General features: G+C 66.8%; 15 protein-coding genes and 1 tRNA gene. 9 read left to right on the forward strand and 7 right to left on the reverse strand.

The genetic code is table 11. From position 1 onward, the window contains the following. Positions 1-16 precede the first annotated feature (16 nt). Entirely contained in the window at positions 17-799 is a 783-nt protein-coding gene (locus DMB37_RS26450) for a DNA-formamidopyrimidine glycosylase family protein (RefSeq protein ID WP_135234973.1), read from the reverse strand. Positions 800-817: 18 nt separating this feature from the next. Next, complete coding sequence (locus tag DMB37_RS26455) at positions 818-5,452, reverse strand: ATP-dependent helicase (RefSeq protein WP_135234974.1); 4,635 nt, start codon at positions 5,450-5,452, stop codon at positions 818-820. Between the two features lie 77 nt (positions 5,453-5,529). Between DMB37_RS26455 and DMB37_RS40680 the strand changes: the two genes are divergently transcribed. Continuing rightward, the gene (locus DMB37_RS40680) at positions 5,530-5,691 is read left to right on the forward strand and encodes a hypothetical protein (protein ID WP_167768940.1); all 162 of its coding nucleotides are present in this window, start codon (positions 5,530-5,532) and stop codon (positions 5,689-5,691) included. A 50-nt stretch (positions 5,692-5,741) separates the two neighbouring features. After that, the gene (locus tag DMB37_RS26460; RefSeq protein WP_135234975.1) at positions 5,742-6,287 is read left to right on the forward strand and encodes a histidine phosphatase family protein; all 546 of its coding nucleotides are present in this window, start codon (positions 5,742-5,744) and stop codon (positions 6,285-6,287) included. Here the strand turns inward: DMB37_RS26460 and DMB37_RS26465 are convergent. Beyond that, on the reverse strand, positions 6,277-6,903 hold the full coding sequence (locus DMB37_RS26465) for a TetR/AcrR family transcriptional regulator (protein WP_135234976.1): 627 nt from the start codon (positions 6,901-6,903) through the stop codon (positions 6,277-6,279). The genes DMB37_RS26460 and DMB37_RS26465 overlap by 11 nt on opposite strands. A 68-nt stretch (positions 6,904-6,971) precedes the next feature. Here DMB37_RS26465 and DMB37_RS26470 point away from each other — a divergent pair, with 68 nt between their 5' ends. Beyond that, the gene (locus DMB37_RS26470) at positions 6,972-7,919 is read left to right on the forward strand and encodes a patatin-like phospholipase family protein (RefSeq protein ID WP_135234977.1); all 948 of its coding nucleotides are present in this window, start codon (positions 6,972-6,974) and stop codon (positions 7,917-7,919) included. Then, positions 7,916-8,752, forward strand: a complete 837-nt coding sequence (locus tag DMB37_RS26475; RefSeq protein WP_135234978.1) for an SDR family oxidoreductase — start codon at positions 7,916-7,918, stop codon at positions 8,750-8,752. The genes DMB37_RS26470 and DMB37_RS26475 overlap by 4 nt, the downstream gene beginning before the upstream one ends. Before the next feature lie 61 nt (positions 8,753-8,813). Here the strand turns inward: DMB37_RS26475 and DMB37_RS26480 are convergent, their stop codons facing one another. The 3 genes from DMB37_RS26480 to DMB37_RS26490 form a co-directional block, all read right to left on the reverse strand. Next, positions 8,814-9,647 (reverse strand): hypothetical protein, encoded by an 834-nt coding sequence (locus DMB37_RS26480; RefSeq protein WP_135234979.1) that lies wholly within the window; start codon positions 9,645-9,647, stop codon positions 8,814-8,816. 57 nt (positions 9,648-9,704) lie between these two features. After that, the gene (locus tag DMB37_RS26485; RefSeq protein WP_135234980.1) at positions 9,705-11,669 is read right to left on the reverse strand and encodes a hypothetical protein; all 1,965 of its coding nucleotides are present in this window, start codon (positions 11,667-11,669) and stop codon (positions 9,705-9,707) included. A 412-nt stretch (positions 11,670-12,081) separates the two neighbouring features. Beyond that, complete coding sequence (locus DMB37_RS26490) at positions 12,082-13,236, reverse strand: lipase family protein (RefSeq protein WP_370465423.1); 1,155 nt, start codon at positions 13,234-13,236, stop codon at positions 12,082-12,084. 687 nt (positions 13,237-13,923) lie between these two features. On the opposite strand from DMB37_RS26490, the gene DMB37_RS26495 reads away from it, so the two are divergent. The 4 genes from DMB37_RS26495 (at position 13,924) to DMB37_RS26510 (ending at position 19,819) form a co-directional block, all read left to right on the forward strand. Further along, entirely contained in the window at positions 13,924-17,397 is a 3,474-nt protein-coding gene (locus DMB37_RS26495; protein ID WP_135234982.1) for an indolepyruvate ferredoxin oxidoreductase family protein, read from the forward strand. Between the two features lie 377 nt (positions 17,398-17,774). Further along, a complete protein-coding gene (locus tag DMB37_RS26500) occupies positions 17,775-18,521 on the forward strand; it encodes a hypothetical protein (RefSeq protein ID WP_135234983.1) in 747 nt (248 codons plus the stop codon). A gap of 242 nt (positions 18,522-18,763) precedes the next feature. Further along, the gene (locus tag DMB37_RS26505; protein WP_206055016.1) at positions 18,764-19,150 is read left to right on the forward strand and encodes a DUF2511 domain-containing protein; all 387 of its coding nucleotides are present in this window, start codon (positions 18,764-18,766) and stop codon (positions 19,148-19,150) included. Positions 19,151-19,186: 36 nt separating this feature from the next. Then, positions 19,187-19,819: a Clp protease N-terminal domain-containing protein gene (locus tag DMB37_RS26510; RefSeq protein WP_135234985.1), complete on the forward strand. Its 633-nt coding sequence runs from the start codon at positions 19,187-19,189 to the stop codon at positions 19,817-19,819. A gap of 116 nt (positions 19,820-19,935) precedes the next feature. Here the strand turns inward: DMB37_RS26510 and DMB37_RS26515 are convergent. Then, positions 19,936-20,009: transfer RNA gene (locus DMB37_RS26515), tRNA-Met, on the reverse strand. A gap of 301 nt (positions 20,010-20,310) precedes the next feature. Between DMB37_RS26515 and DMB37_RS26520 the strand changes: the two genes are divergently transcribed. Continuing rightward, on the forward strand, positions 20,311-22,014 hold the full coding sequence (locus DMB37_RS26520) for an MDR family MFS transporter (RefSeq protein WP_135234986.1): 1,704 nt from the start codon (positions 20,311-20,313) through the stop codon (positions 22,012-22,014). The last annotated feature ends 159 nt before the right edge of the window (positions 22,015-22,173 follow it).

Consider the following 22,173-nt stretch of genomic DNA (forward strand, 5'->3'; position numbering starts at 1 on the left):
CTTTCCGCGCCGGAACCTAACTGCCGGGGACCGGCTGGCAGCTGGGGCAGAAGTAGATGCCGCGTTCGCGGTAGGCGATCCGGTCCGACGCGGGCGCGGGATCGCCGAGCAGCGCCCTGGCGATGGGTGTGCCACACCGTTGGCACGGGCGGTGGGTGCGACCGTAGATCAGTTCACGCCGCGGTGGTTTCCGCACCGCCTCGGTCAGCACGCGGTGTGCCTCGTGCACCAGCGCGAGCAGGTCGGGTACGTCGGAGACCGGGGTCACCGGATGGACGCGGCGCAGGAAGCAGATCTCGCTGCGGAAGACATTGCCGATGCCGGCCAGGTTCCGCTGGTCCAGCAGCGCAACGCCGATCGGTTGGTCCGGATAGCGTTCCAGCCGTCGCACCGCCTCGGCCACGTCCCAATCCGGCCCGAGCAGGTCGGGACCGAGGTGGTCGATGATCCGGTGTTCGTCGCCGACCCGCACCACCTCTACCTTGCCGAGGGAGAATCCGACGGCCTCGACCTCGGCCGTGCGCAGCACCAACCGCGCCGTCACCCGTGGCTTCGTCCAGCGCTGCCCGCAGTGGAAGATCCGCCAGGTGCCCTCCATCTTGAGATGGGTGTGGATGCTCACGGTCGGCGTCCGGATGAACAGGTGCTTGCCGTAGCTGCCGACGCTCTCCACCACCTGGTCCCGCAGGTCGACGGTCGCATAGCGCGGCACGCGGAAGTCGCTGCCGGTCAGCGTCTTCCCCTCCAGTGCCGCCCGCAGGCGCGCCGCGGCCAGGTAGACGGTGTCACCTTCGGGCATGCCGCATCCCGGGTTGCGTCATGGGCGGCTCCGCAGGCGGAGGCCGCGCGGGGTGGCGGAGAAGCCCGATTCGCTGAGGAAGCCCGCGAAGGTGTTGCCGTGCACGGTTTCCCCGTCCACCCGGTCGATGACCAGGGAGTCGACGCGGCGCGTGTGCACGAGGTCGGCCAGGGCTTGGGCGGCAGACTGGCGGGCGTTCGGGTCCTCGGTGAAGGTGAGCAAGGTCTTGCCGCCGCGCTCGAGGTAGAGCACCAGCTCGCCGTCGACGAGAACGACCAGCGCACCGGCCTTGCGACCGGGTCGATGTCCGCCGTCACCGTCACCCTTCGGCCAGGTCAGCGCGGCGCCATAGGGATTGGCAGGGTCGGAGGCCGCCAGTGCGAGTGCTTTTCCGGTCTGCGGTCGGGTGTCACCGGGACGACTGCGCTCGTTGTCGAACGATCGCAGCCGATCCACCACATCCGTGGTGGAGAACTGGGCGCCGCCGAGTGAGTCGATGAAATACCCACGGCGGCACCGGCCTCGGTCCTCGAACTCGGTGAGCACCCGATACATCAGCGCGAAACCACCGGGCACGCCCTCGTTCTGCACCGAGCCGCGGGTCAGCACGCCGTACCGCTCCAGCAGCATGTCCGCCGTCGCGTGGGCCCGGACCGTGTTGTCGGACACCCGCTCCGGCAGCAGCGACCAGCGCCCCGCCACCGCGGGCGGCCCGGACCGCGTCGGCATGCTCGGGCGCGGCAGATAGGCTCGCCCGCGTGGTGCCCGGCGTGGGGTTCGATGGGCGGTACTGGTCCGCGTGGTGCCCGACAGCATGGCGCGCACCGGCGCGAACGTATCGCCGGAAACCATCCCGGCCCAGACCAATTCCCACAGTGCGGACGCCGCCTGAGTGTCGTCGAGCAAACCCGTGGCATCGGAGAGTTGCCGGAAGAAATAGGCGCCGCCGCCCTGTGGCACCGGGGCGAGTTTCGGGTTCGAAGCCGACTTCGGTCCGCTCGCCGTGTCTTCCATGGCCGCCGCACCGGAATTCGGCGGGTCCAGCGGTACCGGCTCCGGCGACTCGGCCGGCGGGGTCCACGGTACGAGGGATGCACCGAGTGCCGTGAGCAGCCGGAGTTGCACCTCGGACAGTTCGATGTCGTCGGGCGGTGCCAGCGTGAACGGGGCCTGGTCGGTCAGGTGAAGGGCGACCCAGCCGTCCTTGGCGGTGATCGACCCGTGGCCGGACCAGATCACCTCGCCGGTGGCCATCAGTTCGTCGAGCATGGCGGGGGAGTAGTCGCGGACCCGGGCGGGCAGCACGAGCGACTCCCAGGCCGAGGCCGGGATCGGCACGCCCGCAAGCTGTTCCACCACGGTGGCGACGCCGTCGACGCCGCGCAGTTCGCCGGTGCCGATATGCTGCCAGGACGGGAGGAAGCGGCCGAAGGTGGCCGTCGATACCGGTTCGACCTCGTGCCTTGCGGCGGCCAGGGAGCGGCGGCGCAACCGGCGGAGCACCTGCGCGTCGCACCATTCCGAGCCTGCCGCGCCGGGCGTGAATTCGCCCTCCACGATGCGCTTTTCGGTGATCAGCCGGTGCAGCGCGGTGGCGACGACGGCGGTGCCGAGGCCGAAGCGGGCGGCCACCGCCTCGGTGCTGAACGGACCGTGCGTGCGGGCGAACCGGCCCACCAGATCGCCGAGCGGATCGACGACCGGCTCGATGAAGGCGGCGGGCGTGCCGATCGGCAGCGGCACACCCAGCGCGTCGCGCAGCCGGGAGGCGTCCTCGACGGCCACCCACCAGCTGCGGCTCGCGAACGAAACCTCCAGGGCGCGGCGGGCTTTCACCAGTTCGGCGAACCATGGCGCCGGATCGTCGGTGCAGCGTTCGGCGGCCTCGTCGGCGGTGAGCGGGCCGAGCAGGCGCAGTAGGTCGGCCAGCCCCTCGGCATCGCGGGCGTGCCGTTCCGGGGTGAGCCGCTGCAGTTCCCGCTCGGTCTGGTCGAGCACCGCGGCGTCCAGCAGTTCGCGCAGTTCCACCCGGCCGAGCAGTTCGGCGAGCAGGCTCGAGTCGAGCGACAGTGCGGCGGCGCGGCGTTCGGCCAGCGGGCTGTCGCCGTCGTACATGAACTGGCCGATGTAGTCGAACAGCAAGGCGTTCGCGAACGGCGAGGGTGTCGCCGTCTCCACCTCGACCAGCCGCAGTTGGCGGCGCGCTACCCGGCCGAGCAGGTCACGCAGCGACGGCAAATCGTAGACGTCGCGCAAACATTCGCGCACCGTCTCCAGCAGGATCGGGAAGTCGGGAAACTTGCGCGCGACGTCGAGCAGCTGCGCCGACCGTTGCCGCTGCTGCCACAGCGGGGCCCGCTTGCCCGGATCGCGGCGCGGCAGCAGCAGCGCCCGCGCGGCGCACTCGCGGAAGCGGGAGGCGAACAGCGAAGAGCCGCCGACCTGTTCGGTGACGATGTCGTCGATCTCGTCGGGCTCGAAGACGAACAGTTCGGCGCCGGGTGGGTCGTCGGTGGTGTCCGGCAACCGCACCACGATGCCGTCGTCGGAGGCGTTCGGTGCGGCGTCCACGCCGAACCGTTCGCGCAGCCGCGCCCCGATCGCCAATGCCCACGGCGCGTGCACCGGCAGCCCGTACGGCGAGTGCAGCACCAGCCGCCAATCGCCCAACTCGTCCCGGAACCGCTCCACCACCAGCGTTTTATCGGTGGGGAGATGGCCGGTCGCGGTGCGTTGCTCGTCGAGCAGGGCGCCGAGGTTCGCGGTCGCGAAGGCGTCCAGTCCGGCGGCCGCGGTGAGCTTGTCCAGGTTCTCCGGGTGCTGGCCGACCTTGCGCACGAACTCACCGAGTGCCCCGCCGAGTTCGGCGGGGCGGCCCAAGCCGTCGCCGTGCCAGAACGGCAGCCGCCCCGGCTGCCCGAACGCGGGTGTCACCAGTACCCGGTCGAAGGTGATCTCCTCGATCCGCCAGCTCGTCGCGCCCAGCGCGAACACGTCACCGACCCGCGACTCGTAGACCATCTCCTCGTCGAGTTCGCCCACCCGCGAGGCCTTTTCGCCGACCATGTAGACCGCGAACAGGCCGCGGTCCGGGATCGCGCCGCCCGAGGTCACCGCGAGCCGCTGCGCGCCGGGGCGGCCGGTGAGCGTGCCCGCGTCCCGATCCCACACCAGTCGCGGTCGCAGCTCGGCGAACTCGTCCGACGGATACCGTCCGGCCAGCAGATCGAGCACCGACTCGTAGGCCGAGCGAGGCAGCGACGCGTAACTGCCGGTGCCGCGGACGATATCGAACCAGGCGTCGACGTCGATCGGTTCCAGCGCGCACGCGGCCACGGTCTGCTGCGCCAGGATGTCCAGGGGGTGTGCCGGGATCTGGATCGACTCGATCTGCCCGGCGGTCATCCGCTGCGAGGCCACCGCGCAGTGGATGACATCGGTGCGGTGCTTCGGGAACAGCACGCCGCGCGAGATCTCGCCGACCTGATGTCCGGCCCGCCCGATCCGCTGCAATCCGCTCGCGACCGAGGGCGGCGCCTCCACCTGCACCACCAGATCGACCGCGCCCATATCGATTCCGAGTTCTAGGCTGCTGGTCGCGACGACGCAGCGCAGCCGCCCGCTCTTCAGATCGTCCTCGATGAGCGCGCGCTGCTCCTTGCTCACCGAGCCGTGGTGTGCCCTGGCGAGCAGCGGACTCGCACCATGGACCACCTCGGTCGACGCCCCGAGCTGGGCAGGCGGCTTGTGTTCGGTCTCCACCGGCTCGCCGAGCCGTGCCGCATAGGTTTCGTTGAGCCGCGCGGTCAGCCGCTCGGCGAGCCTGCGCGAATTCGCGAAGACGATCGAGGACTGGTGTTCCAGCACCAGATCCACGATGGCCTCGTCCACGTGCGGCCAGATCGAGCCGGGCTGATCGGAGTCACCGGGTTCGGTCATATCGGCCACCGGCACCCGGACGGAGAGGTCGAAGGTCTTCGGCGCGGGTGGCGAGACGATGGTGATCGGGGCGTTGCCGACCAGGAACCGGCCGACCTCGTCCGGTGGGCGCACCGTGGCCGACAAGCCGATCCGTTGCGCGGGTCGTTCAGTGAGCAGATCCATCCGCGCCAGCGACAGCGCCAGATGCGAGCCACGCTTGGACCCGGCGATCGCGTGCACCTCGTCCACGATCACCGTGCCGACATTCCGCAGCGTCTCTTTGGCCGCGGAGGTGAGCATGAGGAACAGCGACTCGGGCGTGGTGATCAGAATGTCCGGCGGTGTGCGCTGCATCGCGCGGCGATCGGAGGCGCTGGTATCCCCGGATCGGACGCCCACCGTGATCGCAGGCGGATCCAGTCCGAGCCGTTTCGCGGTTTGCGTCACACCCACCAGTGGCGCCCGCAGATTGCGCTCCACATCCACCGCAAGCGCCTTGAGCGGCGACACATACAGCACCGAGGTGCCCGCCCGCTCGGTCGTCTGCTCCCGAGTGGCCAGCTGATCGATCGCCCACAGGAACGCCGACAACGTCTTGCCGGACCCGGTAGGCGCGATCACCAGGGTGTGCTCGCCCGCCGCGATCGCCGCCCACGCCCCCAGCTGAGCGGCCGTCGGCGCGGGGAACGCACCGTCGAACCACTCTTGGGTAGCGGGGGAGAACTGAGCCATGGTTTCAGTGTGCACCGAGGCACGACAAGCAAGCCAGGGTCGTCGATCGCGCGGCGACCTGGGCTGTGAGCACTGGCGTGACTCGTCGGGATCACAAGCTGCCTACGACGGCGCTGACCGTGGAGGCCGCCAAGGCCCGAGTGCTGCGCCTGAATCGGCCGGGATACCCGCAGGTCGGCGAGCACAGGCACCTGGCCGGAAGCCCTGCGAACGCCGAACAACGCTCCAATCTGGCGTGAATTCCTGGAGAGGCGGAACGGCCACATGCGCATAGCCGTACGCTTCTCGCGTGCAAAAGGTGCTCAGACTCGACCTGGTCAGCCATGGCATGACCGAGGCGATGCGGAAGGCACGTTTTCCAGTCGACGAATCGCTGACCGAAGCGGGTCGCCGGGCCATCACCGGGTGCACTCCGCTCGCCGCGCCGCGGGTGCTCACCGGACCCGAGCGCCGGACGGTCGAGACGGCGGCGCTGTTAGGGCTGCCCGGCGATGAGGACACCCGACTACGTGACCTCGATGCGGGGGCGTGGCGTGGCGGGGCGCTGATGTCGGTGCCCCAGGACGAGCTCTACGCCTGGCTCACCGACCCGATGTTCCGCGGCCACGGCGGTGAATCCGTGGTGGATGTGATCGAGCGGACCAGGTATTGGATGGCCGAGATCGCGTCGGAGGGGGAGTCGACCATCGCCGTCACCCATCCCGCTGTCATTCGCGCGGCCCTGCTGGTGACCCTGGACGCACCACCGAAATCCTTCTGGCGGATCGACATCCCGCCGGGCAGCGTCACCCGACTGCACTATCGCGGCGAATGGACCCTGCACTTCACGGCGTGACCCCGCTCTTCGCGGCGAGTGGTCCCGCGCCGAGCGTGACGAGCAGCCGGACGGCATCGGTGATCAGCCTGGCTGGAATCGACGGATCGATGGCGCGCTGCATGCCGAGGCCGATGCCCATGCTCAGAATCCCCGTCGCGGCATCCTCGGCGGGCACCGGCAGTTCGATCCCCATTGTGTCGGCCAGCATCTGCACCTGTGCCGCCACCGCGCCGCGCACCACACCGAGGCTCGACACCAGCGCCGCCTGCAATGCGGGGTCGTCGCGAGAGACAGTCGCGAACTCGAATTCGAGCATGGTCCAGCCGACATCGCCGACGGTCCGCTCGGCCCACTCCTGAAACCGCTCGAGCTGTTTCTCGAAGCTGTCACCCGCTGCGAGCAGCTCGGTCACCTCGGCGAACTTGGTCGCGTGGATGAGCTCGATCACCTCGAGGCCGAGCTCCTTCTTGGTGCGGAAGTTCGAGTAGACCGCGCCCTTGGAGTAGCCGGCCTCCTCGGCCACCCGCTCCAAACTGGTGCTGGCGTAGCCGTCGGCCAGGAAGAGGTCGCGTGCCGTGGCGATCAGGTCAGCGCGGGTGCGGGCCTGGCTCTCGGACCGGGTCAGACGTGCCATGCCGTGATTCTACGTACCGTTGGATTTCGGATACCGCTGGTATTTGAGTTCTGCTAGTGTCTAGAACCATGGGTAACAACAACGGGTCGCAACGCCGCGGCCTGGCCATCGGCTGTGGTGGCACGCTCGGCGCGGCCTGGATCGTCGCGGCGCTGGCCGCGGTCCGGGACGCGCTCGACTGGGATCCCCGTGCGGCCGATGTGCTGATCGGGACCTCCGCGGGTGCGGAGTACGTGACCATGCTCGGCAGCGGCGTCTCGGTGGATGAGCTGGTCGCCATGCAGGAGGGCACCTCCACGAATCCGATTCTGTTGGCGCACATGCGGTCAGGTCCAGGGCGGTTTCCGCCGATGCCCCGCCTGCGATTGGGCTCGGCGCGACTTCCGCTGCGCCGCAACGGCTCCGGTCAGGCACTGCTCACCGCGGGTAGCGGCCTGCTGCCGGTCGGTGGGGGTGACGCGAGCTGGTTGCAGCAGCTCGCCGAGCGGCTGAATCCCGGCCGTTCCTGGGTCCCGCATCCGGCGACCTGGTTGGTGAGCATGGATTACGCGACGGGAGAACGGGTTCCGTTCGGTGCACCCGTCGCACCGATCGCGCCGCTCGGTGCGGCGTTGCGCGCGTCGTGGGCGGTGCCCGGCTGGTTGCCGCCGGTACCCATCGCCGGCCGTCGCTTCATCGACGGTGGTGCGGGTTCGACGGCCTCGGTGGACCTGCTGATTCCGCAGCAGCTGGACGAGGTCGTCGTGCTCGCCCCGATGGCCTCGAGCGGGAAACTTCCCGCGACCAGTGCCGGGCACTTCTTCGAACGGCAGCTACGAAACCGGATGAGCGCGAAGCTCGATGCCGAGATCGCCCAGCTGCAAGCGAGCGGAACCAAGGTGCTGCGCCTCGACGCCACCGCCGACGATCTCGCGGTGATGGGCCCCAACTTCATGGACGGCCGCCGCCGTATCGACACCTTCCAGCACACCCTGCGCCGCACCCGCCGTGCGCTCGAACAAGGAGCCTTCGTATGAGAATTCTCGGTCACGGTTACCCCGACTTCGACCTGAAGGGCGCCCGCGTCCTTGTCACCGGCGCCGGCCGCGGCATCGGTCAGTCCACCGCGGAACTGTTCGCTGCCAAGGGATCCGAGGTGATGATCGCCGACGTCGACACCGTCGCCGCCGAAACCGCCGCGGCCGCGATCGGCGCGCAGGCGTACGAGCTCGACGTGCGCTCACGCGGCCAGTGGGACAAGGTGATCGCCGACCTCGGTCGCGTCGACATCCTGGTCAACAATGCCGGAGTCATGCCGGCCGGCCCGTTCCTCGACGAGCCGGACGTGGTCGGCCAGGCCACCATCGACATCAATGTCTGGGGTCTCATCCACGGCATGCGCGCCGTCGCCCCCGGCATGATCGAGCGCGGCCACGGCCACATCGTCAACGTGGCCTCACTGGCGGGCAAGATCCCCGTCGCGGGCCTCGCCGTCTACAACGCGAGCAAGTTCGCCGCCGTAGGCCTCTCCGCCGCAACACGTTTGGAGTTCGCCCCGCAGGGCGTCAGCGTCAGCTGCGTCATGCCGTCGGCCGTGCGCACCCGCCTCTCCGCCGGCCTCACCCTCGGTCACGGCATGCCCACCGTCGACCCCGAAGACGTCGCCGCCGCCATCGCGCGCACCGTCACCACCCGCAAAGCCGAGGTAGCCGTCCCCAACTACCTCGCCCCCATCGACCTGGCCCTGGCCGCCGCCCCCGAACGCGCCGTCCGCCTCGTCCGCCGCCTCTTCGACGGCGACCGCGCCCTACACCCCGCCGACGAAAAGACCCGCGCCGCATACGAAGAGCAGGTCCGCTCCATCAGCTGAGTTCGACCACGCACGAAAAGTGGCCCCGGAGTACAACTCCGGGGCCACCATCATCCTTGACTCAGTCGCCTTCTTTCGTCGCCGTCTCAGCGGCCCGCTTCCGTTGCCATTCTTCGAATCCCGCGATGTAGGCGCGGTGTTCCTCAGCCACCGGCCCGCTGGGCGGGATGCGGTACCACCACCAGTTCAGTCCGTCTTTGACGCGCCGTCCTTTCCAGGCGACCCAGCGGTCGGTGTTGTCCACGGTGAACGAGGTGTAGAGGCGATCGTATTCGGCGAGCCAACTATCCACTGCTGGACGAATGCCGTCGCTCAACTCCGGCAGCAGGCTTTCGATTGCGTCACGGATTCCCAGCAGGTAGGTGAGGTCGCCGATCTTCCTGGCGTTCCATGCGTCTGGCGAGCGGGTGGCGTTGATCTCCATGTCCAGGACGCCGTTCGCCCACGGCAGCAGCAGCCAATCGAACGATCGTGCCGGGAAGCTGGGGCGCTCATATTCGATCGATTCCAGTTCGCGCAGGGTCTCGTCGCTGACCGTGCTGAAAGCCTCGAAACCGGGAAGCCCACCCGCGATAATCGCAAAGGGAGAACCGACAGGGAGAGCTTCCCGAACGACGAGTCCTGCAATCGCTTCGTCACGATTGTTGACGTACTTGCCGTGCCGAACCGGAAGGTTGAAAATCGACAGGACCTCGCAGATTGCGGCGTACTCTTCCGGAGTGATCGGTATGCGGCCCTTCACAAGTCCGGCGACGAGCCCCTCGGTGAGCAGGCCCCATTCGCCTCCCATGAGAAGCTCACGATCCCACTTTTGGTGGTGGGCGGGCCTTCGATCGGACAGCCGGTCCAACAGGTCAGCGAGTCGATCATGCAATTCCATCCCTTTTCGGGCCACCGTGGAGTCCTCCGTCTTTGCTGACCTACAGCAGATGATATTCATCTCTGTCAAATTCTATCGAAGTGGTTGGGGTACACCATTTTCGTCGTTACGCATGACACCTTGGCCATCTATGGGTATAGCAGTGATTATGTGTCCCGTCTCGTTGACAATTACGTGGATTCGGACACCGTGACGTACACCCTCTACGAGCCAGGTCTCCGTGTCCTCTTGCCAGGTCGGTTCGGAATCTGGATTTCGTGCAATATCTTCAACGGCCTCGGGGATTTGGAAACTGAGATCGTTCGTGCCCTCTGGATCGCCCCAGCTCTTCGGAAAGACAGTTTTGCCTGCGATCTTGCTGTCGAAGCCGTGCCCGCCCTGGCCGGGCCTGTTGGGATCGCCTCGTAGGATATGCACCAGATCGCTCTGGGTGAGCCTGTCGACGCTTTGCGGAACACGGTCCCAATCCGGATTGGTATCGCCGTTCTCCTTCGTTCGGGGGATGTCATCCCATCTGTTCGGAGTGCGACGAGGAGGTGATTGCCACGTGGGTGCGGTCTCGGTCTCGGGCCGTGCACCCCACGCCTCGCCCTGCTCCTGCTCGATCAGGCGGCGCTGTTCCTCTTCGTGCCGCCGCTGTTCCTCTTCGTATGCTGCCCAGTCGTCTTCAGGCGTACCGTCAGCCCGCGGCAGGCTCGGGCCCGCCTGTTCATTCTCATTGCCCTGGATCTCCGGTGTCGAGGGTCCGGGGAATTCCCCTTGCCCGTCGGTGTTTCCGGGCTCGACCGGGAAGAATTCGCCCGGACCGGGGACCTCTCCTGGTGGTTTGGTGTCGGGCAACGGGGAAGGTATCGGGACGATTACGGGAGCGCCGGTACTCGGTGCTCCGGTGTCACCACCCGGGTTGGGGATCTCGGAACCACCTGGCATCTCAGGAAATTCGGGCTGGTCCGGCAGGCCGGGGATCTCGGAACCGCCTGGGATGACGGGGAGATCAGGGTTATCCGGGAGGCTGGGGATCTCGGGGACATCGGGATAGGGCGGTCTGATGGTGAGTGGGGGATTGGTGTTGGGATTGCGGGGCGCCGACGGTGGCACCACCAGGACCGAGGGCTCGTCCTTGAGGAGGTTGTACAGACCTCGGCCGCCCTGGATCACCGGGCGAACTCCCTTGAGTGGAGGGAGGACCAGAGCGAAGAAATTCTCCACCTCGTCGGTGGTTGCAATAGCGCGGCCCGGATCGAGCGTTCCGGTGTCGGTCACGACCAACTCGCCTTTGTGATAGCGAAAGTTGACGTATGCACCTGAGGCCGGGTCGAGAATGCTGGTAAGATTCCCGTTCTTGTCATAGATGGCCGTGTAAGTGTTCTGTTTGCCGTCGGGACCGTTGATGATGAGATGGCGAGACAGGTTGGCGTTCGGCGAATTCGGATTGACCGGCTGGGACTCGATCGAGGTGCCGTCGCCGGTGTCGACGGCTGTGGTTCCACCGGGCGTTTGCAGCACGCGGGGGTCTTTCTCGGGAACCGGCAGGTTCATCGGCTTGACATCGCCGGTCTCCGGATCGACATAGCTGTACTGCCGCGGCTCGGGCACGGTCGGCAGAATCCGGGGTCCCTCTTGGTAATACGGCGGATCTGTCGGCGTCAATGATGGATCGACGGACGTGATCGCAGGAGGTAGGCTCGCCACTTCCGGAATGGTTGGCGTCGGCGGTGGCGGCCCCTCCGGGTTGGCTACCGTGCCCGGCTTGGGGATACGGTTGCCGTGTTCATCCAGATCCGTGAAGGCCTGCGGATCGACGATCGGTTTTGCCTGCTGCACACCGTAATTCGGGGAGACCTGCTGCTGGACGGCGTTCATCATGCTCTGCACGTCGAAGATTCGCGCGACGGCACGCGCGGCGCTGTCGGGTGTCATGCTGTGGAAGTCGACGACCCGGCCGGACTCGTCCGGGGCTTTCGATCCACTATCGAGTCCAGGTATCAGCGCGGTGAGCCAGCTAGCGTGTTCACGAACCCAGGACAGATCCATCACGCACCGCCCGTCCTGCAATGTGACGCGAACATCGCCATGCCAAACACCTCATGTACTGGTCGATTGAGCGACCCCATCGAAGTCGGCAGGTTCGGGGCCGGCATCGGCTGCGGTCAGCGCTCTCCGAAACGCGAAAAGCCCCGACCCGGAACGGGGTCGAGGCTGTGAAGGTGCGCTACAGGAGCTACCTGGTGAACCGCAGTTCGAAATTAATTGGGGTGAAGGGGTTCCCGGAGAGCCCGGGGAGAAGGCGCAACTATGGCGCTGAGTAAAGCGTCACGTAAATCTGTTGTGATGTCAACCCCCGAGTCGGAACTCGGCGGAACACGCAGGTAGTGGCGAAAAACGAGTCCACACAACGACAGTGGGCCCCACCTCAGGGGAGGTGGGGCCCACTGTCGCTAGGAATACGTCAGCAGCTGGTGGGGGCCGGGTCACCGCGGAAGCGGGCTTCCACGTAGTTCCAGGCGTCGGCGAAGCCGGCTACGGCGGTGGTCATGTGTTCGGCGATCTCGTAGGTGTGAAAATCGACGGGGGCGCCTGCTTTGCAGTAGCGGTCGGCGACCTCGGCGACGGGTGGGTAGAAGGTGAGTTCGTCGAAGCGGCCCTGCCACAGGAAGGTGGGCACGGTGGGGATGCCGTCGAAGTAGCGCAAGCTGTTCTCGCGCAAGACTTCTCGGGCTACCGGGCTGTCCATCAGGCTCTTCGACGCGGCCATCTGCTCGGCGTTGCGGAAGGCGCCGTGGAAGAGCAGGAACCTGCGGCACGCGTCGTGGGTGAATTCGCGGAACCAGAGACCGTTTTCGTTGAGTTGGTCCGAGATCGGCAGCTTCTCCGGGTATTCCCGCTCGAGGCCCATGGCGGCGGCGAAGGCCAAGCCGAAGCCGGGGTGCGGGGCGAAGCCGAGCGACAGCGCCATCTCCTCGAGGTCGGCGGGGATGCCGCCTGCGACAGCGGCCGCGAGCTTCAGATCGGGGGCATAGGTCGGCTGTAGTGCGGCGGCCCAGGCGGTGGCCATGCCGCCACCGGAGTAGCCTGCCAGCGCGACCGGCGAATCGCCGAGACCGAGCTCGGCCACCTTCTGCACGGCCCGCACGCTGTCCAGCGTCATCATGCCGCTGAGCCTGGCCGCGCCGTAGGCGGAGGTGGGGCCGAGGTAGTCGGGCAGCGACACCGCCCAGCCGCGACCGATCGGCAGCATGGCGCCGACGGCGTCCTGGAGTTCGCCGTTGAACAGTGACCGCGACGGGTTGCACTGGGTGCCAAGGGAATTGATCAGCGCCTGGTAGGACACGAGCGGCGGGTTCTTGACGCCGTTCGGCAGCAGGACGGTGGTGACTCCCATGACCGGCTTGTTCATCGAGTTGGTGGACCGGAACGCGACCTGCCATCCCGTGGTGCCCACGTAGGGGCCGGTGTCGATCTTGCGGACGCGGACGACGTCGCCCGGTCGCAGCGCCGCCAGCTCGGCCGGCGGTGCGTAGAACACATCCGGATCCGGTGTGGGATAGAGCGGTTGGGTGTTGGCGGGTAGGCCGAGCAGGCCGACCGAGACGACGCTCAACAACAGGATCGCGATCCTGAACGGGACTCTGTGCACGGTTTTCCTTCGAATACTCGGCCGTGACCGACTCGCCGACCCCGACAACGCCTCGGCAACTCGGACGGACCACCACTGCATGGGAAAGCGCGGCGAACGTCGTCGTTCGCCAGGCCGACGGATAGCAATAACCCACAGCCGAACCGAAGGTCGGACCGGCACACCACCTTTCGGCTCAACGACTACAGGCGGCCGCGGTCGGCGGCACCATCCGCAGCGAACGTAGCGCTAAGCGTGCCGTCGCGCGCAACCGGGTCCGGCATATTGGACAATTCACAACGCGCTACCTGTGCATTTGACCAAGATCACTGCCTGGCGCAAGCGTCGAACCGCCTGTAATAGCAGGTCGCTCTCGTTAGGTGTCCCTGGCGCGTACCGCATGGTCCGTCGAGCGGGACATGACGGGGCCGCCACTCGATGTTTGCCGCCGCCATGTCCCGTTCGCGGGAACCCGCCGATTCGGCGACCGGTGGTGGAGGTCACAGCAAACCTCACATCGTGCATAGTGTGTGCCCATTCACAAGCCGTGAAATTGCGCAGTATGCTCAACTTTATCGACGCCTATTGTTCATTTCGCGCTTCGAAGGCAGGCTATCGACATCAAGTGCTCAACTAGGGAGGCGCCCGATCGGCGCCGACCGGACGGGTGGATGTATGACCGAGCTCGCCGATCACGATCTGATTCCGGCGCCTTATGACCTTGCCGACCGCTACCGGGTCGGCGCAGGCACCGTTGTCCTCACCGGGGTCCAAGCGATCGCGCGTCAATTGGTGGAGCAGCACGTGCGCGACCTGCGCGCCGGGCGCCGGGTCGGCACGTTCGTGTCGGGCTATCAGGGCAGTCCGCTCGGCGGCGTGGACAAGATGCTGGCCGGGATGCCCGACGTGCTTTCCGAGCACGATATTTCGTTTGTCCCAGGCCTGAACGAGGAACTCGCCGCTACCTCGGTGTGGGGGAGCCAGGCGGATCTGCCCAAGGGCGCCGCCACGCACGACGGCGTCGTCGGTGTCTGGTACGGCAAGGGCCCCGGCCTGGACCGCGCGACGGACGCGCTGCGGCACGCGAACATGTACGGGGCCAACGCCAACGGCGGAGTGTTGCTGCTGGTCGGCGACGACCCGGCCTCGAAGTCCTCGACCGTGCCCGCCGTCAGCGAGCGCTCGCTGGCCGCCATGAACATCCCGGTCCTGTTCCCGCGCAACGCCCGCGAGATCATCACAATGGGCCTGCACGGCGTCGCGCTGTCGCGGGCCTCGGGTTGCCTTGTCGCGCTGAAGATCGTGGCCGATGTCGCCGACGGCGCCTGGTCGGTCGACGGCGACGCGGGCGACATCGACATCATCGTGCCCGAGATCACCTGGGAGGGCAGGCCCTTCCGCTACCTCCAGCGCCCGATGGCCGCGCCGACGGACAGCGTGATCGCCGAGGCGGACCTGTACGGCCCGCGCTGGGAAGTGGTCAAGGCCTACAGCACGCTCAACGACCTCGACGTCATCGAGCTGAACCCGCCGCACGCCACCATCGGAATCGCGGCCACCGGAACGACTTTCGACGCCGTCCGGCAGGCCCTGATCGACCTCGGCGTGGACGACGACGCGCTGATGCGGGCGGGTGTCCGGCTGCTGCGGATCGGCATGCCGTTTCCCATTGCGCCCGAACGTGTTCGGCAGTTCGCGAAGGGTCTCACTCGCCTGGTGGTCGTCGAGGACAAGACCGCATTCATCGAGACCCAGATCCGGGAGATCCTCTACGGCACGGCCGATGCGCCGGAGATCATCGGCAAGCGCGACGCCGCCGGTCGCCCGCTGTTCAGCCAGGACGGTGAACTCACCACCGGCCGGATCACCAAACCGCTCAGCCGGGCCCTCAACGGGTTCCTGGAGATGAAACGGCCGCTGCCCCAGCCACTGTCGCTGGCGGTGCTGCCCGCGAAGCGCGCCGCTTACTTCTGCAGCGGGTGCCCGCACAACCGTTCCACCGCGGTGCCGGAGGGTTCACTGGCCGGTGGCGGCATCGGCTGCCACACCATGGTGACCATGTCGGGCCGGGAGGACAGTCAGGTCACCGGCCTCACCCAGATGGGTGGCGAGGGCGCGCAGTGGATCGGCCAGGCGCCGTTCACCGATGTGCCCCATCTGTTCCAGAACATCGGTGACGGAACGTATTTCCACTCCGGGCAGCTCGCCGTGCAGGCGTGCGTCGCGGCCGGGGTGAACATCACCTACAAGTTGCTCTACAACGACGTCGTCGCGATGACCGGTGCGCAGGACGCCGAAGGCGCGCTCGCGGTGCCGAAGCTGACGCACAAGCTCACCACCGAGGGCGTCGCGCAGATCATCATCTGCGCCGACGAGCCGAAGAAGTACCGCAAGCGCGATCTCGCCCCCGGCACCAAGCTGTGGCACCGGGATCGGCTCGACGAGGCCCAGCGCACCCTGCGTGAGGTACCGGGCGTCACCGTGCTCATCTACGACCAGCATTGCGCCGCCGACGCGCGCCGCCAGCGCAAGCGCGGCACCCTGCCGGTCCGTACGACCCGGGTCGTCATCAACGAGGCGGTGTGCGAGGGCTGCGGTGACTGCGGCGTCAAGAGCAACTGCCTGTCGGTCCAGCCGGTGGACACCGAGTTCGGTCGCAAGACCCGGATCGATCAGACCTCCTGCAACACCGACTACAGCTGCCTGGACGGTGACTGCCCTTCCTTCGTCACGGTCGAACTGCCGGATCCGGCAAAGGCCAAGAAGCGCAAGGTGATGCAGCGCCCCGCGCCGCCGGTACTGCCCGATCTGCCGGTGTCCGCGCCGACGACTACGCAGAACGTTTTCCTGGCGGGCATCGGCGGCACCGGCATCGTCACGGTGAACCAGGTGCTGGCCACCGCCGCGCTGCGGGCGGGCTACGAGGTGGCGAGCCTGGACCAGATCGGCCTGAGCCAGAAGGCCGGACCGGTCGTCTCGCACCTGCGGTTCGCCACCGGCGCACTGGAGCCCGCGAACCGGCTCACCCCGGGTTCGGCGGACTGCATCGTCGCCTTCGACCTGCTCACCGCCACCGACAACAAGAATCTGGCCTACGGCTCGAAGGCGCACACTCTGTCGGTCGCATCCACCAGCAAGACCCCGACCGGGGACATGGTGTACGACAAGTCCGTTCAGTACCCGGAGACCCCCGCGCTGCTGACCCGGCTCGAGCAGGCCTCGCGTGAGGTGCGCTCCTTCGACGCGCTCGGTGCCGCCGAGGTGCTGTTCGGCAATACCGCCGCCGCCAACTTCCTGATGGTCGGCGCCGCCTACCAGCTCGGCGGCCTGCGGCTGCCCGCGGCGGCGATCGAGGAGGCCATCGAGATCAACGGTGTCGCGGTGAACGCCAACATCGCGGCGTTCCGCTGGGGCCGGGTCGCGGTCGCTCGCCCGGACGACTTTGCCGCGGCTGTCGGCCGTACCCAGCCGAAGAAGGCCGAAATCCAGATCCCGGCAGATCTTTTCGACGGCCTCACCGCGACGGGCGAGACCAAGCGGCTCGTCGAACTGCGTGCCGCGGAGCTGATCGGCTTCCAGGGCGTCCGCGTCGCCCGCGACTATGTGCGTACCGTGCAACACATTTGGGACGCGCAGCTGCGGGTCACCGGGCGTACCGAGTTCAGCGAAGAGGTGGCCAAGGGGCTGTACAAGTTCACCGCCTACAAGGACGAGTACGAGGTGGCCCGCCGCCTCACCGACCCCGCCTTCCTGGACGAGGTCGCGGGTCAGCTGCCCGAAGGCGCGAACCTCACCTACAAGCTGCACCCGCCGGTGCTGCGGGCGATGGGCCGCAAGAAGAAGATCGGAATCGGGCCGCGCGGGCACTTCACGCTGAAGGTGCTGGCCAAGGGAAAGCGGCTGCGCGGCACCAAGTTCGATCCCTTCGGCTACGCCCACGTCCGCCGGGTCGAGCGCACCCTGCTCGCCCACTACACCGAGATGGTGACGACCCTCGCGGACACGCTCGACGAGGCGGGCTACGACCGCGCGGTCCAGGCCGCGGCCCTTGCCGACACCGTCCGTGGCTACGAGGACATCAAGCTCGCGAACGTGGAGCTCTACCGAAACAGCCTGCGCGAGCTCGGCATCGAGCCGCCGCAGGTGTAGCCCAACGGCGTGGTCTGGGCAGTAGACCGCGCGCCTGGTCGAGCGTATAGGCCACGCTCCCGGGCACATGGGAAGCGGCCCGCAACCTCTGGTTGCGGGCCGCTTCTTTTTTGGGCAGGTGGTGCGGGGTTGCAAAAGTATTGGCCCGGAATGGAACCGATCGGGCGTTCGCCGCGTCCAAGGAAGGTAACGAGCAAAGACAGGAGTGATCGGCGGTCCCGGGAACGGCGGCCGTAGCAGACCATGGCGGGGATTCGGAGGGGATCCGCGGCCTTATCGGCAGACCGGCATGGCTCGACGAGACCGCACCGCACCGGGTGCGGAATGCAGGATCAGGTGCGCCGCGCGGTGCACCCATCGAAGTAGTGGGGGTTTCAATGAACGCTGTGCAACTGCGCCGGGACACCGAAGAAGTGGCCAGGTCCAACGCGTTCGTCCATCCGAGTCTGCGCGAATACATGGACCCGACGAACGGGCCGTGCGGGACGTTGCTCGCCGCGTCGTTCCAGCTCGAGTTCGCCGACTACGACCAACTCGCCGCGCGCCGGGACGTCGATGGCGCTCCGATCGTGCTGCCGGTCAACACCGAGTATCAGGCCGAAAGCCTGCGGTCGATCCGGGCGGCCCATGCCATGGGCCTGATCGTCGCGGTCACCAACGATGTCACCGGTCACGCAACGTATTTCGCGATCCGGGCCGGCGCCAACTTCGTGATCAACATCGCGATAGCCGTGGAACGACAGGTCGAGATACTCCGCGCGCATCTGTTCGACCGAACTGAGAAGCCGAGCCCGTCGGTGTTCGGCACGGTGCCGAACCGGGTTGCGAACAGCCCGCGGCCGGAGCCCACCCGTGCGCGTGCGGTCACCCAGGCCGTCGGGCGGGTACCACGGTCGGGCATGCCGGACCGCCGAGCCGAGCTGGACGAATTCGATGCCCGGCTGCTGGGAATGCTGCGCACCTCGATGACCGTCGCCGAGATCGCCAGGCACAACTACCTTTCGGAGCGGTCGATGTACCGGCGTATCCGCGCGCTGTACAACACGTTGGGCGTGCGCAACCGCGCCGAACTGGCGGAGCGCCGCGACGCCGCCCGCCCACCGATGACCGTGCTGCGCAGCTGAACGAGGCCTGCCGCCATCACCATTCCGCCGGATCCGATGGTTGACCTCACCTGAGGGACGGTCCGGCCACCCTTGGACACTGTTTCGCGATGTCCTACTGGCAGGGAAAGGATTCTCATTCCGACGATGGGGGCGCACCGACGACCTCGAGCACAATCGACCGTCGGACGAGCCGAAATCCTATGATGCGCAACGTAATCGGAAGACGAAGATCGAGGTTACCGGAGGAAGGTATGAGTTCGATGGTTAGAGGATTGCTCCTCGCCGGTGGCGCGTGCAGCATCGCACTGCTGATCAGCGCGTGCGGCGGCGGTGCCGGGCCGAAGTCACCCGCACAGCCGACCCCGGTGCCCCTGCCGGAACCGACGTCCAGCAGTCAGCCCGTAGCGAGCGAAAACCTGGGCTACTTATGGCCGTTCACCGTTGAGCGCGGCACCATCGAATGCCGCGCAGGCGACCAGGCCGTGTTCGTCGCCCCGGACGGCAAGGCCTACGCGCTGAACGAAAATGCCGAACAAGCAGGAGTGCCCAGTATCGAACCACTGCGCGCCGACGGTTCCGGTGGCGACAAGATAAGTCTCGGCGCCGTGCGCAGCAGAACGCTGCAGTTGTGCAAGTTCGCGGGATAGCGTGCGGGGCACGGCCGATCCGTGCACCATAAATGGATGGATCTGCTCAGGATCGGGGCCGATGAGGCGGCGCGCCTGAAGCATGGCTGGATCGGCCCGGAGCACACACTGCTGGGTGTGCTGCGCGGCGACGGCAACGATGTGGCGCGGCAGGCCCTCGAGCAGGCAGGCATCGACGCTGTGGCTGTGGAAACACGGCTGAGGACAATCGATTCCGGCGCAACCGTGGACAGGCGGAGCCCTAATCCTCGCTGGCGCACAGTCCATGGACGCGCCGAAGGTATCGCTTACGCGTTGGGGGCTACCGAGCCGGACACAGTGCACTTCCTGCTCGCTGTTCTATGGGATCGCACGCGCTGGTTGTTGCCCGACACCTCCGAAGAAACTCGCGCGGCGATCGTTGCCGCACTGAGCGGTCTGGGTGTGGAACTACTGCGGGCCCCGCTGCCCGTACGCGAACGCCCGATCCGAATGGCCACCTACGTCGAATTTCCGCGGCGGGCAACCGACGATGTCGTCGCGCTGCTCGTGGTACGTCACCCGCCGGGAAGCGGGCCCAAGTGGGGTTTCAACTACAAGAACGATGAAATCGCTTGGGTCCGTGCGGAGACCGGGGTAGACCTACACGGGATCGTCGATGAAGCGCTCGCGCGAATGGACGGAAAGTAGGCCGGCTCGTCCCGGGGCCAATGGCGTGGGCCGCATCGTTGCCTGCGGTGCGGTGCGCACTCGGCTCCGATAACGAAAACGGCCCGGAACCTTGTGGTTTCGGGCCGTATCGTTTGTAGCGGGGACAGGATTTGAACCTGCGACCTCTGGGTTATGAGCCCAGCGAGCTACCGAGCTGCTCCACCCCGCGTTGGGTGTCTCCAACCTTACACACTGCGGGTCCGGATGCGAAAACGCCTGGTGGGGCGAGTCGTCTGGGGTGGCGTGCAGGGGAGGACGGGCCGCAGCGGTTCTGTGAGAGCTATGGCGTGGATCACTGCTATCACCAGGAGAGATAGACATCACTCCCCGTTTCCCGAATCGTGACCGAGGTTTATCGTTGCTGGTTCGTGATGCTGAGTTTCGTGGGCGCAAGGTCGCCGCGGTCCGGGGATGGGAATGACCGCAGTTTCGACAACTGATGCGTGATTTTCTGATTTCAGGAGTTGCTGATGGCGCTGACCCATCGCGGACATCGGACCGAGCTAGTAGACGCGGCGGCGGTATCGGACAGTCCGGCAGGATTTACCCATCGGCAGGTGCTGGTCATCCTGAGTGGCCTGGTCCTCGGCATGTTCATGGCGGCGCTGGATCAGACGATCACCGCGACCGCCGTGCGGACCATCGCCGATGACCTGTCCGGCTATTCGTTGCAGGCGTGGGTCACGACCGCGTACCTGATCACCGCGACGTTGACGACGCCGTTGTACGGCAAATTGTCGGATATGTACGGCCGCAGGCCATTTCTGCTCGCCGCCATCGTGATATTCGTCGGCGGATCGCTGCTGTGCACGGTGGCGCAGTCGATGTATCAGCTCGCGGTGTTCCGGGCTGTGCAGGGCGTGGGTGCGGGCGGGCTGATGTCGCTTGCCTCGGCCATCCTCGGTGACATCGTCAGTCCCCGCGAAAGAGCCAAGTATCAAGGGCATTTCCTGGCCACCTGGGCGACGGCGAGTGTGATCGGCCCGGTACTCGGCGGTCTCTTCGCCAGTCAGCACGCCATTCTCGGGATCACCGGCTGGCGCTGGGTGTTCTTGATCAACGTTCCGGTCGGGCTGGTCGCGCTGGTGGTGGTGTATCGCGTGGTCCGGATACCGAGGAGCGGTCCAGCCAACGGTCGTGTCGATTGGCTCGGCACCGCGGCCTTCGCCACCGGCATCACGCCATTGCTGATCGTCGCGGAGCAAGGCCGCAGTTGGGGATGGACCAGTGTGGGCGCGGTGGCCTGTTATCTGATCGGCGCGGTCGGGCTGATCGCGTTCATCGGTATCGAAGCGAAGATGGGGGAGGCGGCCTTGATTCCGTTGCGGCTCTTCCGGAATCGGACCTTCGCGCTGGGCGTCGCGATCGCGCTGGTGGTCGGTGCGTCGCTGTTCGGTGGCATCATCCTGGTCCCGCAGTATCTGCAGGTCGTGCGCGGGGCCAGTCCGATAGCCGCGGGTCTGCAGTTGTTGCCGATGGTCGGTGGCCTGATGGTGGGTTCGATCGTTTCCAACCGGCTCATCACGCGGACCGGCCGGTACCGGGCGTTCCCGATCATCGGTACGGCGACGGTCGCGGTCGGCTTGTTCCTGTTCCACTATCTGACGCCGGAAACGCCGCTGTGGCGAACGATGATCTTCATGGCGATCACCGGGTTCGGACTGGGAAATCTGTTGCAGCCCATCACCTTGGCCATCCAGAACGCCGCCGCGCCCAAGGACATGGGCGTATCGAGTGCGGCCGCCACCTTCTTCCGTCAGGTCGGCGGCACGCTCGGCGTCGCGGCATTGCTGTCGACGCTGTTCGGCCTGCTACCGACCAAGGTGAGCGCCGCGATCGAAGCGGCGTCGACGAGTCCGGTGTACCAGCAGGCCGTGCTGGCCGGCTTGCACAGCAGCAATCCTGTCGACGTGGCGTTCGCGCAGGGACTGGTCCATCACGACCCGGCGGCGGTGCAGAAGGTGCTCGACGACAGTTCGGTCATTCAGCAGCTGAACCCGACGCTCGCGGGTCCATTGCAGACCGGCTTCGCCGAAGCCATGTCGACGGTATACCTGGCGGCCGCCGTGCTCGCGCTCGTCGCCTTGGTAATGGTGCTGTTCTGGAAGGAGATCCCGCTGCGGGAATCCGGCGGGATCGAGTCATCCGGAGCCGACGTCAGCTCTCCGAAGTAGGAAAACGGGCAGGAATCGGACAATCCATGCGCGATTGTTAACTGTCCATTAAATGATGGCAATTCTCAGAAAGTGGTGTGCTGATCGACCATTCGTAAACGAATGGTAAATCGCGTCCCATACTTGAATCGCGCAATTCGACGCAGGTACGACAAGTCG

Origin of the sequence: Nocardia sp. CS682, assembly GCF_004634405.1 — a bacterium.
Taxonomy (GTDB): Bacteria; Actinomycetota; Actinomycetes; order Mycobacteriales; family Mycobacteriaceae; genus Nocardia; species Nocardia ninae.